This window comes from Methylobacterium sp. E-065 (assembly GCF_022829605.1).
In the GTDB taxonomy this organism is placed as follows: Bacteria; Pseudomonadota; Alphaproteobacteria; order Rhizobiales; family Beijerinckiaceae; genus Methylobacterium.
This window is the reverse complement of sequence record NZ_JAKSYD010000157.1, coordinates 1-15982: the sequence shown is the minus strand read 5'-3', so window position 1 is coordinate 15982 and position 15982 is coordinate 1. Positions and strand designations below refer to the sequence as shown.

General features: G+C 71.0%; 11 protein-coding genes and 1 pseudogene. 4 read left to right on the top strand and 8 right to left on the bottom strand.

Features of this window, described 5'->3' with window-relative positions; translation table 11 throughout:
• Window positions 1–40: 40 nt before the first annotated feature.
• The 3 genes from MKK84_RS20770 to MKK84_RS20760 form a co-directional block, all read right to left on the bottom strand.
• Window positions 41–772, bottom strand: a complete 732-nt coding sequence (locus MKK84_RS20770; protein ID WP_243923076.1) for a phytochelatin synthase family protein — start codon at window positions 770–772, stop codon at window positions 41–43.
• Window positions 773–811: 39 nt separating this feature from the next.
• Window positions 812–1738 carry an adenylate/guanylate cyclase domain-containing protein gene (locus tag MKK84_RS20765; RefSeq protein WP_243923074.1) on the bottom strand — a complete coding sequence of 309 codons (927 nt, stop codon included), beginning with the start codon at window positions 1736–1738 and terminating at the stop codon, window positions 812–814.
• A gap of 503 nt (window positions 1739–2241) precedes the next feature.
• Window positions 2242–3480 (bottom strand): cytochrome P450, encoded by a 1239-nt coding sequence (locus MKK84_RS20760; protein ID WP_243923072.1) that lies wholly within the window; start codon window positions 3478–3480, stop codon window positions 2242–2244.
• Between the two features lie 119 nt (window positions 3481–3599).
• Here MKK84_RS20760 and MKK84_RS20755 point away from each other — a divergent pair, with 119 nt between their 5' ends.
• Window positions 3600–3944: a hypothetical protein gene (locus MKK84_RS20755; protein WP_243923070.1), complete on the top strand. Its 345-nt coding sequence runs from the start codon at window positions 3600–3602 to the stop codon at window positions 3942–3944.
• Between the two features lie 82 nt (window positions 3945–4026).
• Here the strand turns inward: MKK84_RS20755 and MKK84_RS20750 are convergent, their stop codons facing one another.
• The 3 genes from MKK84_RS20750 to MKK84_RS20740 are packed head-to-tail and all read right to left on the bottom strand — an operon-like array spanning window position 4027 to window position 7408.
• Window positions 4027–4884 (bottom strand): alpha/beta fold hydrolase, encoded by an 858-nt coding sequence (locus MKK84_RS20750; RefSeq protein ID WP_243923068.1) that lies wholly within the window; start codon window positions 4882–4884, stop codon window positions 4027–4029.
• Window positions 4881–6125, bottom strand: coding sequence for a Bcr/CflA family efflux MFS transporter (locus MKK84_RS20745; protein ID WP_243923066.1), 1245 nt, complete (start codon window positions 6123–6125; stop codon window positions 4881–4883). Before MKK84_RS20745 ends, MKK84_RS20750 begins: the two co-directional genes overlap by 4 nt.
• Window positions 6126–6136: 11 nt before the next feature.
• Window positions 6137–7408: a glycosyltransferase gene (locus MKK84_RS20740; RefSeq protein WP_243923064.1), complete on the bottom strand. Its 1272-nt coding sequence runs from the start codon at window positions 7406–7408 to the stop codon at window positions 6137–6139.
• An 818-nt stretch (window positions 7409–8226) separates the two neighbouring features.
• Here MKK84_RS20740 and MKK84_RS20735 point away from each other — a divergent pair.
• The 3 genes from MKK84_RS20735 to MKK84_RS20725 are packed head-to-tail and all read left to right on the top strand — an operon-like array spanning window position 8227 to window position 12487.
• A complete protein-coding gene (locus tag MKK84_RS20735; RefSeq protein ID WP_243923062.1) occupies window positions 8227–8988 on the top strand; it encodes a response regulator in 762 nt (253 codons plus the stop codon).
• Window positions 8989–8990: 2 nt separating this feature from the next.
• Entirely contained in the window at window positions 8991–10001 is a 1011-nt protein-coding gene (locus tag MKK84_RS20730; RefSeq protein ID WP_243923060.1) for a cytochrome-c peroxidase, read from the top strand.
• Window positions 9998–12487 carry a two-component system VirA-like sensor kinase gene (locus MKK84_RS20725; RefSeq protein ID WP_243923059.1) on the top strand — a complete coding sequence of 830 codons (2490 nt, stop codon included), beginning with the start codon at window positions 9998–10000 and terminating at the stop codon, window positions 12485–12487. The genes MKK84_RS20730 and MKK84_RS20725 overlap by 4 nt, the downstream gene beginning before the upstream one ends.
• 46 nt (window positions 12488–12533) lie before the next feature.
• On the opposite strand, the pseudogene MKK84_RS20720 reads toward MKK84_RS20725, so the two are convergent.
• Together MKK84_RS20720 and MKK84_RS35525 are read right to left on the bottom strand one after the other, a co-directional pair.
• Window positions 12534–12890 (bottom strand): annotated as a pseudogene (locus MKK84_RS20720) (IS3 family transposase); the annotation flags it as partial.
• Between the two features lie 89 nt (window positions 12891–12979).
• On the bottom strand, window positions 12980–15982 hold a 3003-nt coding region (locus tag MKK84_RS35525), incomplete at its 5' end, for an autotransporter domain-containing protein (protein WP_279599627.1).

Genomic DNA, 15982 nt, shown 5'->3' with positions numbered 1-15982 from the left:
GACGGCTTCCACGCCGGCCCTCGGCCGGTGCATCTCGGCCTCAACGCCGGGTCGTATGGACGATCAGCAACCCGCGCGTCTTGCCCGAGGTGCCGTCGCGCGTCGCGACGGCGCGCCACAGGCGCTCGGTGCCGACCAGGAACGGCCGGTAGTCGCCATTGACGTCGCCGACGAAGACGAGGTCCGCGTCCGGCAGATATCCGAGGATCGGCGAGAAATGTCCGGCGCCACGGCCGAAGAGGGGACCGCGATGGAAGTTGACGATCAGCCGCGTGTCGGGGTCGTTGCCGCTCTTCATCAGATCGCGGAACGCCGGCAACGTGAGATCGCGCACGACATCGACCGGGTGGTCGAGCCGCCTTCGGATCAGGTCGCCCAGCTCGTCCAGGGTCAGCCCGTTCACGAGCACGCCGAACCAGGGCTGGAACGCCGTCCCCCGGAGCACGTCGGCTTGCGAAAAGTCGACACCGAGGGAGCGGAGCAGGTTCGCGACCGTCGCCGGACCGCAGAAGCTCGGATTGCTCTGGTACTCGTAAGGTCGTCTCCGGTACGCCGCCGCCACTGGTAGCGCCCAGGCCCGCGCCAGCAGCGCAGGGTCATGGAAGTCCGGTCGCGTCTCGATCGACGTGACGGACGCATAGGCGTTCGGCCGCAGGAGACGCGGACCGACGCTGGCTGCGCCAGCCAATCCGGCCAGAAGAACGGCCGATCCGAGGAAGGCGGCCAGACGGCGCTTCCAGACCCGGCCTCGACGAACCTGTTCGGCCATCATGCGGAAGAATCCCGGTCCCGGTGAGAATGCGCCCGGCCGCTACGGGGCCAACGCGATGGCGAACAGGCGCAGGACGACACGGGCGCCGCGCACGGGCTGAACGGCGACGATCCGCGCCTCGCCGGACGTCACCGACCGCACCACGGCTTCCGAGGCGATGCAGTCGCAGGCCGTCGTGCGGGTCATCTGCTCCAGGCGGCGGGCCACGTTGACGGTGTCGCCCACCGCGGTGAACTCGACGCGCTCCGCCCCGATTGTGCCGACGAAAACCGGGCCGCGGTGAAGGCCGACCCCGATGCGCACCGGCGGCAGACCCGCCTGCGCCCGCTCACGACTCCAGGCCAGCATCGTGGCTGTCAGCGCGCGGGCCGCCGCGACGGCGCAATCCGTATCGTCGGGGGCCGGGCGCGGCACGCCGAAGACGGCCATGACCTCGTCGCCGACGAATTTGTCGACGAGGCCGCCCGCCGCCTCGATCGCCCGCGCAGCGCGCTGGCGGAATTCGGCGAGGAACGCCGCGACTTCGCCCGGCGAAAGGGTTTCACAGAGTCCGGTGAAGTCGCGGATGTCGGCGAACAGCACCGTCGCCTCCTGCTCCCAGCCGACGCGCAGGGTGACGGCGTCGGTTTCGGCCACCAACCGGGCGACCGCCGGCGCCGCCAGACGCGCGAGGTTGTCCCGGTGTCGGGTCACGATCCGCGCGGCGGAGCGCAGGTGCCGCACCTGCAGCGCGAGCGACGTGAGGGCGAGCCCGGCGAGGCCGAGGGTGATGGGTTCCGACCCGGTCGCGGTTGCGAATCCCATCAGCAACGGCGCGGGCGCCGCGGCGAGGAGCGCGTTGCCACACGCTGCGGCTGCGCGGCGGCGGACAGCCTGGGCCAGCTCGGCCGCACGGTGCGGCCGGCCGAGCCAGGACGCCAGGTCCGCCCCCGCGGCGCTGACGTCGGGGAGGCGTATCGCCGACATCAGCAGCCCGAGCAGATGCGGTTGATGATGCGTTGCGCCCGGAGGTGCTCGCGCTCGACCGTGGGTGAGCGGAGGTCCCGGATCGTCCGGTACGGGGGCGGGAGCGACCGTGCGGTGGGGCTCGGCACGTCTGATTGTGCGAAGCGCGGGACCGGTTGCGACCGAACGGCGGTCGGGACCACGAGGGTCAGGAGAAATGCTCCCGCCGCGCCTGCGAGAGTTCTTGTCGGGCCTGAAATCATCATCGTCTGCTCCGGTGCGTGGAGCTTCAGGATTAAGGTTCGGGGATTGCGCCGTGATTTCGGAAAATCGGAAAGCTATGACAGCGGACATCTCGATGCGTAATCCGATTGCCTGTGGCGTCAGCCGGAAAATCTGACTTTCGGTCGAAGACAACCTGCTTATCTTCGAGCACCACCCGGCCCAGCAGGCCGGGTGCCGTTGGGCGCGCTGTGGAACGGCGGCCTGTTCCGCGGCAACTCCTGGGTTGATCCGATGCCCGATCAGGCGGCGACCTGCAGCGGACCGATGCGCCGGATGCCGCTGTGGCCGTGGAGGACCGGCATCGCGCCCGCCAGGCGCAGGTTTGGCGCGAGGCGCATCAGGGCGGCCAGTCCTTCCTCCAGCTCGATGCGGGCCAGGGCCTCGCCGATGCACCGGTGTGCGCCGCCGCCGAAGATCGGATGCAGGCGCGGAAGGTCGGTCCGGCGGATGTCGAACGTGTCCGGGTCCTGAAAGGCCGCCGCGTCCCGCAGTGCCGACAGCGTCGAGAGCATGATCAGGCTTCCGGCCGGCACGACCGATCCGTCGAGGTCGATCGCCTCCCGGGCGACCCGCCCCGCGGAGCCGACGCTCGGCTCGTAGCGGAGCGATTCCGCCACGGCGGCCGGGATGAGAGCCGGATCGCGGCGCACCGCCGCCCATTGCTCCGAATGCTGCAGCAGCAGCGCCGCCTGCATGGCGCCGGCGACCCGGGTCGTGTCGGTGCCGCCGATGATCATCTGAACGAGCTGGACGACCACCTCCTCGGGGGTGAGATCGCCCGCCGCCTCGGCCTCCGCGAGGAAGCGCGAGAGGAAATCGTCCTGCGGTGCCGACCGGCGCGCCTCAAGGATCGCGCGCACGTAATCCTGGAGCGCGACCGCCGCCGCTTCGAGGTCGGGGATGTCGTCCGGTCCGAAGGTGAAGCTCAGCACCCGGGAGACTTCGTACGCCAAGTGCGTGAAGCGGGGGATGTCCTCATGCGGCAGACCGAGGACGTCGGCGATGGTCCGGGCCGGAATCTGCGCGGTGTAACGCGCCACGAGGTCCACCTCCCCGTCCGGTAGCCAGTCCCGGACGAGGCTCTCCGCTGCCGCGCGGATCCGGAGGCGCAGGCCTTCGATCATCCGGGCTCCGAAGGTCCGGGTGAAGGGCGAGCGGCGCCGACGATGGGCGGCGCCATTGGCAGTCAGCATCCCGTGCGCGAAGATGTCGAAGAGCCTGCCCTCAGGGATTCCGCGCGTCTCGGGGTAGAGCGTCTCGGTCGCCTGCACGCGCGGATCGCGCATCAGCCGATCGACGTCCCCGGCCCGGAGGATGACGAAGCCCGCGACCTCGTGGCCGACCACCGGCAGCCGGGGGCGCCAGGTGCGGAACACCCCGTGTGGATCGGCCTCCAGTTCGGCGACCGTCAGCGTCGGGATGGGTCCGGGCGGCTCCAGCGAGCCGGCCTGCCGCGTCCAAACTTCGGTTCCATCCATCGCCATAGCCTCGCTGCTGCTGTGCGCGAGGAGCCTCGAAGGCCGGAGCTACACGATCATGTCGGACGTGGCGCCGACGGTTACCGTTATAACATGCGGCCCGCCGGGGCGTCCGCTGCGTGCGCAACGACACGTCCGGCGCGCAGCCGATGCGCGCGTCGAAGGTCCTGAAATCGCACAGTAACCTGTCCGATCGAAAACGACTCCGCTTCACGGGAGAGATCCTCATGCGGACAGAGCAGGCGGACCACGACATCTTCGAGACGTTGCTGAGGCGCACGATCACCGAGTCCGTGATCAAGGGGCTCGATCACGGGATCTCCGGCGCGACGGATCTCGCCACGCGCCTGCGGCACTACGCGTGGCGGGCACGCCAGGAGCAGCTGAGCCCACAGACCCTCCAGGTCATCGCGTCGGCGCGGCGCCTCCTGGGGGACCGGCCAAGGACACGGCTCGCTTCGTGACACGGCCTCGTGCTGCCGGGCGGCATCTGTCCCGGACGCCGCCACGAACATACGCATCACGCCGCGGGACGGCGTGCGCCGCTTATTCGGCCCTTGCCTTCAAGCCCACGGCCAGGAACCGCTCGATCATCGCGTTGACCTGATCGGCCACCTCGAGCGTGTTGAAATGTCCCGCGAGCAGCGTCTTGGCGGTGACGAGGTGCGGGCAGAGCTCGCGCAGCCGGTCGAGATTCCGCGCCGCCTCGACCAGGGCTACGTCCGCCGCGATGTACGCCATGGGGATCCGGCAGGCGCGCGCGGCCGGGACGGGGTCGTGGTGCAGCACCATGCTCCGCAGCGCCGCGTAGGCCACGTGCTGCGGCGTCCGCTCGGCCGGGCCGCGGATGAACGTGTCGAAGAGCGCCTGCCGCCGCGCCGGATCGTCGTAGTCGCAGCCGATCGCCCAGGCCATGTCGCGCACGACACGCCGGTAGTCCGGGCCGCCCACGCCTGCCAGCAGACCTTCGATCTCGGCGCTGCCCGCACCGCCGGGCGACGGCAGGACGATCGTGTCGATCATCACGAGGCCGGCGGCGAGGTCGGGATGGCGGCCGCACAGCTCCAGGGCCACCGCGCCGCCGAGGCTGTGACCGATGACGAGTGGCTTGGCCAGGTCCAGGGTCCGGCACTGCCACGCGATGTCGTCGGCGAAGCCCTCCATCGTGTAGTCCCCCGCGGGCGCGTCGCTGGCGCCGTGGCCGCGCAGGTCGACCGCCACCACGCGGCGCGTCCGCGCGAAATGCGCGATCTGCGGGGTGAAGATGCCGTGATCGCCGGTCCAGCCGTTGATCAGGAGCAGCGGATGCCCCTGAGGCGTGATGGGTCCGGCCTCGATATGGGCGAGCCGGGTGCCGTCGCGGGTCAGGTGGACGGGCTGCCACGGGGGTGGGTCGAAGATCATACGGGTTCTCCATGTCGCTGGGAGGGGAAGGGGGACGCGGACGGACGGGCGGCGAGGCGCACGAGGCCAGCGAAGGCCGCGATCGCCGCGAGGCAGCCGCCAAGCATCACGACGGCCATCGACAGGGCGGAGCGCCCGTCGAAAAACCGGGCGACGAGGTCGCTGGCGACGGCCGCCCCGACCATCTGCAGGCAGATCGCGATGGCGCCGGCGGTGCCGGCGGCCTCGGGGGCCGTCTCCGTCGCGCCGTGGATGGCGTTCGGCGAGACGAGGCCGAAGGCCAGACCCATGCCGGCCATCGCGGTGATCACCGGCACCGCTGAGGGCGTGAGGACCAGCGCATCGACGAGGAGCATCGCCGCCAGGAGTGTCGCCCCGACGAGCCCGGCGCCGATCACCCGGTGGGAAGTGATGCCCCGGGCGACGAGGCGGCTGTTCAGGGCGGCCCCGGCCATCACCGACAGGGAACTCGACCCGAAGATGAGCCCGTAGGCCGACGGGCTGAACCCAAGGGCGCCGATGAACACAAGCGCGGAGCCCGTGATGTAGGCGAAGACCGCACCCGCCGCCGCGGCGTTGCAGAGGGCGTGGCCGAGGAAGCCCCGGTTCGCCAGGATCTCGACATAGCCGCCCAGGATCCCGGCCGGCGGCGGACCGGGAGAACGGCGCAGGGTCTCGTCGATCTGCGGGATCGCCGCTAGGGTCACCAGGGCGGCGGCGGCTGGCGCGGCGTGGATCAGGCGCCAGCCGCCGACATCCATCAGGCCGGCCCCCAGCGTCGGGGCGACCATCGGCACCACGTTGACGGTCAGGACGACGAACGACATCCGGGCGCGCGCCGCCTCACCGGTGAACAGATCGCGCACCATCGCGAAAACCGCCATGCCGGGACCGGCCGCGCCGATTCCCTGGACGGCCCGGAACAGCAGGAAATACGGCAGCGTCCGTGAAGCGGCGCAGCCGAGGCTGCCTCCGATCAGCAGGAGGCAGCCGCATACGATCGCCGGCCGGCGGCCGAGCCGGTCCGAGACCGGCCCGTAGACCGGGAGCGCGGCCCCGAGCCCGAGCAGGTAGACGGCCATGGCCGCGCCCATCGCGGCGGTCGGGACGTGCAGCGCCGCCGCCGTCTCCGACAGGCTCGGCAGGATCATGTCGATCCCGAAGGTCGGGAGCGCCGCGAGCAGACCGAGCAGCGCCGAGAAGGCCCGTGAATCGGGGTGTATGCGGAGCCACGCCGGCATGGCGATCCCCCTCACGCCCAAAGCCGAGCTCCGCCTCGGGATGCGGCATCCCGGTGCGCGGCGACCATCGCGGCGATCTCGCGGACGAGCCCGCCCGCGTTGAGATCGGCCTGAACGGCGGCACCGAGGGTCCCGGCGGACGTGCGGAAGCCCGGTTCCACCAGGAGCCGGCGGGCCGCCGCCGCGATCGCGTCCGTGCTCGCCGTCGCGGGCAGGCGCAGGCCGGCGCCGCGCAGCGCGATCCGGGCGGCGTTGTCGGCTTGGTCCCGGGCGAGCGGGATCACCAGCAGCGGCACGCCGTGCAGCAGCGCGCGGCTGACGGTCCCGTGGCCACCCTGGCAGATCACCAGGTCGGCCTCGGTCATGAGGGCGTCGTGGGAGGCGGTCGCCACGACGCGGAGGGTGTCGGGGGCGTCCAGGTCCCCGGCCTCGACGTTCGGGCCGGTGGTCACGATGGTCTCGGCCTCGAGTGTCCCGACGGCGCAAACGATCCGCCGGAGGAGTTCGGTCTGGTTCTGGGCACCGGTGCTGCCGGCGACGAGGATGCGCGGCCGGCCCGCCCCGGACCACAGGGTCCGGGCGCCCCGCGACCAGACCGGCTCGTCGAGCAGGGGGCCGATGTAGCGGTAATTGGCGGGGAGCGTCGCCCCGTCGAAGTCGAAGGCTCGGCTGACCGCCAACAGGACCCGCTCGGCCCGATCGTAATGCGCGAAGGCGCTGGCGACCGGCGGAAGCCCGAAAGCACGCCGTGCGGCGTTGAGCGCCGGCCGGCTGCACTCCATCGCCAGAACGATCGCGTCGGTTGCCCCATCGACTGCGGCCCGCTCCGCTTCGGTCCGCGGCGGCGTCAGGCCGCTCGCCGCGGGGGGCATGCCGGGGAGCGGGCGAATGCTGATATGCGGCGACAGGACGGCGTGCGGGATGCCGGCCGCCTCGGCGGCCAGGGCGCAGCCGACCAGCAGGTCGATGCTGAGGACCGCGTCGGTCGGGAGGCGACGGATCTCGTCGAGCGTGTCCGCGGCGTAGGCGCCTGCCGGGGCGAACATCGCTTGGCGCAGCCAATCGGCCAGATCCGAGAAATCGACCGGATCGGCCTTCTGTCCGGTCGGGGCCCGGCGCCACCCGATGAACGGGAAGCCCGCCGCATCGACCTCGGCGCTCATGGCCGGATCGGCCATGATGTGCGGTCGGTGCCCGGCCCGGTGCAATTGCCGGGCTGCCGTGAGCACAGGGCTGAGATTGCCCGTGGTTCCCCACGAGATGCACAGGACGTCGAGCGACATGGTGGGTTTCCCAGTCTGATCGCGCGAGAGCGCAGTATTCAGGTGTGATGAGGGCTTTGCCGGCCTACGGGCGCGGCTGTGCGGCTTCAGAGGGCGAAACGCCTGCAGCGTACCGGCTCGAACAGAGCGTTGGCCGGATGGATGGCGATCGCCGCCAGTCTAATGCTGATTTTTTCGGTTCGGGTCGTGCAGAAAGTCGATGTAATCTGGGTGGATATTGTGGAGACAGCCGCCGTAGGCGAAGCTGACCACAAAAACCTCAAGCCATCGGCCGACGAGACCGTTGCGGGCTGGTCGGCATGCTGGGGACGAAGCTGGGTCCGTCGGCGGTCGCCCTCGAGCGGGCGTCCCAGCAGGTTCATGGGGAGACACGCAGCGCCCATATCTGAACAGTCGAAACCGTCTGCGGCGGAGCGTTCGTCGCTCGGCAATTGCGGCACCCGTCATGTTTACCTCTCGCATTGAGCAGTATGACTGTGATGCTCCCTAATTACGCTGCCATGTCGTCCTGTATGACTTTCTGTTACAATCGTAATGCGACCCTATTGAGCTTGCATGTTGAAGCCATGTCTTGCGCGAATGCTCACGCTGTGCCGCCCCGCACAATGTGGAGGGCGCAATCCTTTGGGGGGCATGATACCAATCCAGCCGTGCAAGGCCCGACGTCCGGACACGCCCTGATAGGCATCCGGGGCGAGCCGACGACGGACGCGCGGGTCTGCCGGGGAATGATCTCCCTGCTTCGAGCACGCCCCCTTCCTGAGTCGGCGCGTCGAGATCGTGCCATCGCGGCCGGCGGCCGCGGGATGGAGTTTGCGATGTTCGAACCCAGTCTGGGCCGGGGCCAGAGTCGAGGCGCGCGGGCCGGTACGACGCGCATCCTGCTGATCGAGGATGATGCGGGCATGCAGCGCATCGTGTCGGACCATTTCGCCGACCACGACGTCGACGTCACCCCGGCGACCGACCGGCGGGAGGCGGAGCAACGGCTCGCGGAGGACGCGTTCGACCTCGTGGTGCTGGACCTGCGCCTGGGGTCTGAGAACGGCCTCGACCTGCTGCGCGACCTGCGCGCCAAGAGCGACCTGCCGGTGATCATCACCACCGGCCATCGTCGGGACGAGATCGACCGGGTGATCGGCCTGGAACTCGGTGCGGACGATTACATCGTCAAACCCTACGGCCTGCGCGAGCTGCTGGCGCGGGTCCGGGTCATCCTGCGGCGGGCCGAGGTCGCGCCTGCTCCGGCGCGGGTTCAGGACTCACATCGCAGTGGCTTCGACGGCTGGGTGCTCGACCGGCGCCGCCGGCGCCTGACCGACCCCGCGGGCGCGGACGTCGCCCTCAGCAAGGGCGAGTACGCGCTGCTGGTCGCCTTCCTCGATGCCCCCCAGCGCCCGCTGAGCCGCGAGCAGCTCCTGCAGGCCACGCGCGTCCACGAGGACGTGTTCGATCGCAGCATCGACGTCCAGATCCTGCGGCTGCGCCGGAAGCTGGAGGCGGATCCGAGTGCGCCGCGCCTGATCGTGACCGAGCGCGGTATCGGCTACGTCTTCGCCGTGCCCGTCGAGAAGCTGTGACCGTGGCGCCGCCGCGCGTGTCACGGGTCTCCTTAGCCCAGTCCCGCTGGGCAGCCCTCTCGGCCGCTTTCATCGGCAGCGCCCTGGCCGTCCTGCCGCCGGCCGCCGGGGAAGGGCCGCCGGGCCGCCCTCCCCTGCCGGCCGAAGCCGTGGATGCCCAGGACGTCATCACGCCAATCCCGGGCAGCCTCGGTGCGGATCCGGACCGGGTCGCCCTCGGCCGGATGCTGTTTTCCGACACGCGGCTGTCGCGCGGGGGCGACCGGGCCTGCATCACCTGCCACGACATCCGCACGAATGGCGCCAGCGCGGTCGCCCGGAATCTCACCGCCGACGGCACACCGGTGCCGCGCAATACGCCGACAGCCTTCAACGCGGCGCTGAGCTTTCGCCTGGGCTGGGCGGGCGACATTCCCGGTCTGCCGGACCAGGCCGAGATCGCCCTGACGCAATCGGAATTCCTGGGCGGATCCTGGCCGCGCATCCTCGCGGTGGTCCGGGGCGATCCGGCGCTTGCCGGCCCGTTCCAGGCAGCCTACGGGCGGGAGGCCGACCGGGCGGCGGTCATCGACGCGATCAACAGCTTCGAGCGCAGCCTGCTCACCCCGGACAGCCGCTTCGACCGGTGGCTGCGCGGCGACGCCCACGCGCTCACCGAGGCCGAGCGGGCCGGCTACGCCCTGTTCCAGGGCATCGGCTGCGCGGCCTGCCATCAGGGCATCAACGTCGGCAGCAACCTGTTCGAGAAGGTCGGGATCTTCGTCACGATCCCCAATAAGACCGCCGAGGTGCTGCGGGTGCCGAGCCTGCGCAACGTCGCGGTCACGGCACCCTATTTCGACGATGGCGGCGTCGCCACGCTCCCCGAGGCGGTGCGGCTCATGGCCCAGGCGCAGCTCGGACGGGAGCTGACGCCCGCGCAAGCCGCCTCGATCGTGGCGTTCCTCGGCACCCTGACCGGCTCCTACGAGGGCCGCCCCCTGACGGCGCCCGCTGCCGCGCCGCAGCCATGAGGTTGACCGTACAGGCCGCCATCCTCGGCGCGCTGCTGGCCGCGCTGCTCACGTGGCTGATGATCAACGGCAAGGGCGAGATGGATGCCGCCTACGCGCAAACCCACCGCACCGTCGACGCCATCGCCCTCGCCGAATCCCGGATGCAGCACGACGTGCTCCGGGCGCGGACCGGGCTCCTGCGCAACTACGATCCGATCGTCGCCCACCTCCGGGAGATACAGGCGGCGCTGACCGGTTTGCAGGCGGCCAGCGGCCCGGACGACCGCGAGATGCGCACCCTGACCGAGGCGATCGCCCGGGAGGCGCGGATGGTCGAGCGCTTCAAGACCGGCAATGCCCTCGTCCAGAACTCGATCGCCTATTTCGACTCCCTCAGCGACCGCCTGTCCGAACCCGATATCGATCCCAACCTCGCCCGCGCGATCGCGGCGCTGCAGATCCGGGTCTCGAAACTCGCCCGGGACGCGAGCCCCAAGCACCTGGACGACATCCGCGCCCGGCTCGATGCCCTGGCGGCGGGCGCGCCCTCGAACCGGGGCGCCGATATCGCCGCCATCGTCCTGCACGGGCGCCAGCTCCTGGAACTGCTGCCGCAGGTCGACACGCTCACCCGCTCGCTGCCGGACGCATCGAGCGAGGCGGCGCGCCAAGCCCTGCTGGAGGCCCGCCGCGCCCTTCGAGACCAGCGGCAGACCCGCGCGGACGGATTCCGCCTCGCGCTTTACGCGGCTGCGCTGGCCCTTGTGGCCCTGGTGGTGCGGGTCGGGCTGCTGATGCGGGCGGGGACCCTCATCCTGCGCCGGACGATCGCCTTCCAATCGGTCGCGGCCCAGGCTGCCAACCTCTTCTCAGCGAGCCAGCCCGACGAGATCGCGTCGCGCATCGTCGACGTCATGGCGATGGTGGGCGTGGGGGCCTGCACCGACCATTGCTACATCCTGATGCTCGATGGTTCCGACACGGTGCATCTATGGAATCGATCGGGGCTGCTGGAGCCCTGCGGTTGGCCGCACGCGCAACGCGCCATGGTGCCCGACATCATCGCGGCGGCGGAGGACTACATCTTCGTCGAGACGGCGGACTCCATCGGCCCCCCGGCCCTGGTTCGCCCCCTGGCAGAGCGGGGCGTCGCGACGCTCACCTGCGCGCGGCTGCGGCGCGGGGGACGCATTGTCGGCGTGTTGTGTTTCGAGCGCACCGTCAGCGTCCTGCCGCCCTGGATGCGGCACTCGCGCGGGCTGCTGCACGTCGTTGCCGAGAGCTTCGGCGCGGCGCTGGAGCGCCAGCACGTCTGGGCGGAGCGCCGCGAGATCGAGGCGACCCTCCGACGCGCGCAGCGGCTCGAAGCGATCGGAATCTTCGCCAGCGGCGTGGCCCACAACATCAACAACGTGCTCAACGTCATGCTCGGCCACGCCGAGATCGCCGCGGATGCCCTACCAACCGATCCGGGACGAGCGGCCGAGCACATCGGATTGCTGGTCCAGGCGGGCGGCCGGGCCCACGAGATCGCGGGGCAGATCCTCGATTACGGGCGGCGGGGCTGCGCAACGCAGGCCACGAGCGCCGTCGATGCGATCGTGGCCGAGACGGTCGACCTGATCCGCACATCGACCGCCGATCCCACCGTGATCCGCCTGACCGGGACCGCCGACGGCGCGATCGTCGATGGCGAGCCGGCGCAGCTTCAGCAGGTGATCCACAACCTGATCCGCAACGCCATCCAGGCCTCCGAGCCGGGTGCAGCGGTCGACGTGCAGCTCGAACGCGTCCGTTTGCCGGGACGGCGGGTTCTCTCCCACGGCGAGCTGCCGTCCGGCGCCTACGTCCGCATCCGGGTGTCCGATACGGGGCGCGGGATGGACGAGGCCACGCGCGCCCGGATCTTCGAGCCGTTCTTCACCACCCGTCCGGCCGGGACCGGCCTCGGCCTCGCCACGGCCTTCGAGTTCGTCCAGGAACAGGCCGGCGCCTTCGACGTCCGGAGCGCATCGGGCGTCGGCAGCACCTTCGCGGTGTGGCTGCCCGCACGCCCGGAAGCCGACGCTGGCGTCTCTGCCGCTGGCGGCACCGTGATGATCGTGGGCGCCGCCCGCTCCGCATTGCAGGACGATGAGGAGACCCTCGCGGCCCTGGGTTACGAGCCGATCGGCTACACCGACCCGGACGCGGCCCTGACCGCCCTGCGGGCAGAGCCGGGGCGCTTCGACCTGCTGATCGTCGAGAACCGGCCGGCGGGTTCCCTCGGCCTCGCCTTCGCCCGCCGCGCCGCGCGGATCGTGGATCGTCCCATCGTGCTCTCGCTCTCGGCCGCCGACACGGTGCGACCGGAGGTTCTCTCGGCGATCCCGATCGTCGATGTCGCGCACCGGCCCTGGCGTTCGAACGCGCTCGCACTCACGCTGCGACGCCACCTGGGATCGGAAGCCCGGAGCGCGCCGCCTCGGCGCAGGGACATCGCGGAACGGGCGGCGGCGCAGTAGCAAGTCATCACTCAACCCCAGCACGCAGCGGTCGCACCAGCGCCTAGATCACGCCGAGACTGTTACTGCGCCGCGCCACCTTCAGCGCGAGACAAACCCGACCGTACGCGTCGATGCGCGTCAGGATACGCAGGCTGCGGCCGTCGTGGGTCTCGCGTTGGAGAGTCGAAGCGCCCGACTTGAACGCGGTGGAGCGGCCGGAGCTGCAAGCAGGAGCCACCCGACAACCAGAGCTGGCTACGCAGCCGGTGGTTCTGTGGAGCTTCGAGTCCTTCGCGACGCCAGATGCGTTGAATCCGGTCCTTGCCCGCCTGCCACCCGGCCGCCGGGAGCGACGCGGTGCGTCCATACTCGGATGCGGGGCGATGATGGCCCAGATCAGCGCATCCTCGTCGGCCAGGATACACGCTGTTCGGCAATCCCCACATCGGCTTATGCGCGACAGATGACGAGGGCGTTGCGATAGAACACCGCGTGATCTCCGCTACACGCTCAGAACTTGTACACCAAGGTCCCCTTCGCAGCGTGATCCTGGGCGCGTGCACCGATCTGTCCGGTGTAAGACAGCCCGGCGCTCAGGCCTGGCGCCAGCATCAGCCCGAGCCCGACCTCGCTCACTAGCGTGTCCCGGTCGAGCGGCAGACCCCGGCTCGCGAACCGTGCCCCGGTCCCGCGGAATGCCAACGGCACACTCGATACCAGGTCGCCGAACGACCGCCGGTAGGCGACCATCCCGTGCACGAATGCCGGCGCAGGCACGTCGCGATCCAGTTGCGCCTGCATCCGCAAGCCCATCGTCGCGCTCGGCACCGCGTGGTCATACCCGAAGCCAGTTAGGGCCGCCGCGCCGCCGCGCTCTTCGAAGCGCTCCCGCGTGACCGACACCACTGCCCCGCCCGCGAACGGCTCCAGTGCCACCGCTTCGCTCAGTCCGATCCGATAGCCCGCCTCTCCGAAGCCCTGCACGCTGTGTCCACCCAGCCGCGCGGTGGCGTTGTCCGACAGACCCGGGAACGCGACCACGCGCCGGAGCTGGGCTGGATCGTCCGCCGCCAGCGCCCCGAACCGCAGCACGGCTGATCCCGCCTCCAGGCTGCCGTAGACGCCTCCGAACGTGCTCGTCAGCGCACCAGTCTGGATCTGGGCCGGGCTGGCGAAACCCGACTCAAGGTTGCCGCCGACTGCGCCCATGCGCAGGCCGCCCAGCGGCGTGTCGACACGCGCGTCCAGGCCCATCAGGAAACCCGCGCTGTGGCGCGACAGCCCGGCGGCGTTGCCGTCCGTGCGCACGTGCCCGACGCTGCCGAGCCCCTGACCCCACAGGCTCACGGCCGGCTCCGGCCCATCACCCGGCCGCGCCGCTGCGGCCATGTCCCAGCGCAGGTGGTCGAGTACCGCCTCGCGCACGAGGCCGGCATTGGCGAACACGGTCGAGGCGAGGGTGGCATGCCCGTCCCCCGACAGCGCTGCGTAGGCCGCCCGCGCTTGGGGCGCCGACAGCATCGCCACCGCGTCGTAGAGCGGCGAGCCGACTGCCCCCGCCTGTGCGGCCGCAGCGGATGCGCGCTGGTTGCGCGTCTGCGCCACGGTGGAGAAGTCGAGGTCGTTGCGCGCCAGGGTCAGCGTGACCGTCTCGGGGGCATAGCCAAGGAACGGCGTCAGGAAGGCGAAGTTGCTGCTTACCCCGGCAAACCGCCCCTGTACGCCACCCGCCGCACTCAGGATCGTGTAGCGGGTGCGCGGGGCATATTGGCCGGTGCCGGCGACCGCCTGGATGGTGGCGCCCGCCACGGTGGCACTGCCGCCGACATCGACCCGGTCGGCGCGGCCATCCGCGGTGGCGTCGACCCGGTAGAGCGCTCCGGGCGCCAGGACGAGGTTGCCGGCCACACTGATCCGGCCCAGCGCCCCCGCGCCGATGCCCGGTGCGAGCGTCGCGCCGGGGCCGACGTTGAGGCTGCCAAGCCGGGCCTCGCCGGTGAGCGCGCTGCCGGGCCCGATCGCGAGGGCGGCGTTGGGCAGGCCGCCGGTGACGGCAAGTTCGCCGCCGAGCACACGAACCGGCCCGGACAGGGGGCTGAGCCCCGACAGGGCCAGGGTTCCGAGGCCGACCTTGGTCAGGCTGGTCCGCGTGGTGCCGTCGACGATCCGGCCGGCATAGAGGGTGGAGGCGCCGTCGCTTCCGACGGTGAGCTGACCGTTGCCCAGCGCGGACTCCGACGCTGCGCCGGCCAGCGAGCCCACTGCGAGGTCGGTGCGGCCGAGGTCGAAGCTGCCGTCGTTGATGAGTCGGCCGATGCCGGTGGTCGGTCCGGTGAGCGCGATCGTGGCGCCGCCGGCGTTGCTCACCGCGCCGGCGAGCACGCCCGAAACCTGAGCGAGGCCGGTATTGGCCAGCCCGCCCGTGAGGGTGCCCGAGCTGATCAGGGATCCGGCATTGGCGAAGGGCGCGGAGACTGTGGTGAAGGTGCCGGTGTTGACGAGCATGGCGCCGGTGGCATTGACGGCGTCGGCGGTATAGCTGCCGGCGTTGACGAGACGGCCGGTGTTGAGCAGGTCGTCGATGACGCTGGCATTCCGCGTCACGGTGAGCAGGCCGGCGTTGGCGACGCCGCCAGCCAGGAGCCGGCCGCCACCTGTGACAGCGACGGTGCCGGTGTTGGTAAGCGTCCCGCCGAGGCTGTAGGCGCCGGTGATGGAGAGCGTCGCGCCAACGGCGTTGGCGACACTGTTGTCGCTGGCGACCGCCCCGGTGACGGCGAGGGTGCCGGCGTCGTTGCGGATAGCGCCGTCGATCAGGCCGGCGCTGGCCGTCACGGTTCCGGTGTTGGTCAACCCACCCGCGATCGTGCCGCTGGTGAACAGGCTGCCGGTGTTGCCCGCGCCGCCGGTGATCGTGCCACTGTTGGCCGCTTGGCCGGCATTGGCGAGGCTGCCGGCGATGGTTCCGCTGGTCGTGAGCGTACCGGTGTTTGCGACCGCGCCGGAGATCGTCCCGTCGTTCGCGAGGCCGCCGGCATTGCCGAGGCCGGCGGGCGTCGTGAGGCTGGCGGTTCGGGCAACCGTGACGGTGCCGGCATTGGTCAGCGGCCCGGTGAGGCTGTAGGCGCCGGTGACCGCGAGTGTCGCGCCGGCGGCGTTGGCGAGGGTGCCGTCGCTGGCGACTGTGCCGGTGACGGCGAAGGTCCCGGCGTCATTGCGGATGGCGCCATCGATCCGGCCGGCACTGGCCAGTACTGTGCCAGTGTTGGTTAGCCCGCCCGTGATGGTGCCGCTGTTGGCCGCCTCACCGGCATTGGCGAGGCGGCCGTCGATCGTTCCGTCGTTCGTGAGGCTGCCGAGGTTGCCGAGACCGGCAGGCGTCGTGAGGCTGGCGGTTCTCGCAACCGTGACGCTGCCGGCGTTGGTCAGCGGCCCGGTGAGGCTGTAGGCCCCTGTGACCGCGAGGGTGGCGCCGGCGGCGTTGGCGAGGGTGCCGGCGCTGGCGACGGTTCC

Excerpts from the sequence above, each read along its gene's own strand:
- MKK84_RS20770 (WP_243923076.1), bottom strand. The coding sequence starts at position 772 with ATGATGGCCGAACAGGTTCGTCGAGGCCGGGTCTGGAAGCGCCGTCTG.
- MKK84_RS20765 (WP_243923074.1), bottom strand. The coding sequence starts at position 1,738 with ATGTCGGCGATACGCCTCCCCGACGTCAGCGCCGCGGGGGCGGACCTG.
- MKK84_RS20760 (WP_243923072.1), bottom strand. The coding sequence starts at position 3,480 with ATGGATGGAACCGAAGTTTGGACGCGGCAGGCCGGCTCGCTGGAGCCG.
- MKK84_RS20750 (WP_243923068.1), bottom strand. The coding sequence starts at position 4,884 with ATGATCTTCGACCCACCCCCGTGGCAGCCCGTCCACCTGACCCGCGAC.
- MKK84_RS20745 (WP_243923066.1), bottom strand. The coding sequence starts at position 6,125 with ATGCCGGCGTGGCTCCGCATACACCCCGATTCACGGGCCTTCTCGGCG.
- MKK84_RS20740 (WP_243923064.1), bottom strand. The coding sequence starts at position 7,408 with ATGTCGCTCGACGTCCTGTGCATCTCGTGGGGAACCACGGGCAATCTC.
- MKK84_RS20735 (WP_243923062.1), top strand. The coding sequence starts at position 8,227 with ATGTTCGAACCCAGTCTGGGCCGGGGCCAGAGTCGAGGCGCGCGGGCC.
- MKK84_RS20725 (WP_243923059.1), top strand. The coding sequence starts at position 9,998 with ATGAGGTTGACCGTACAGGCCGCCATCCTCGGCGCGCTGCTGGCCGCG.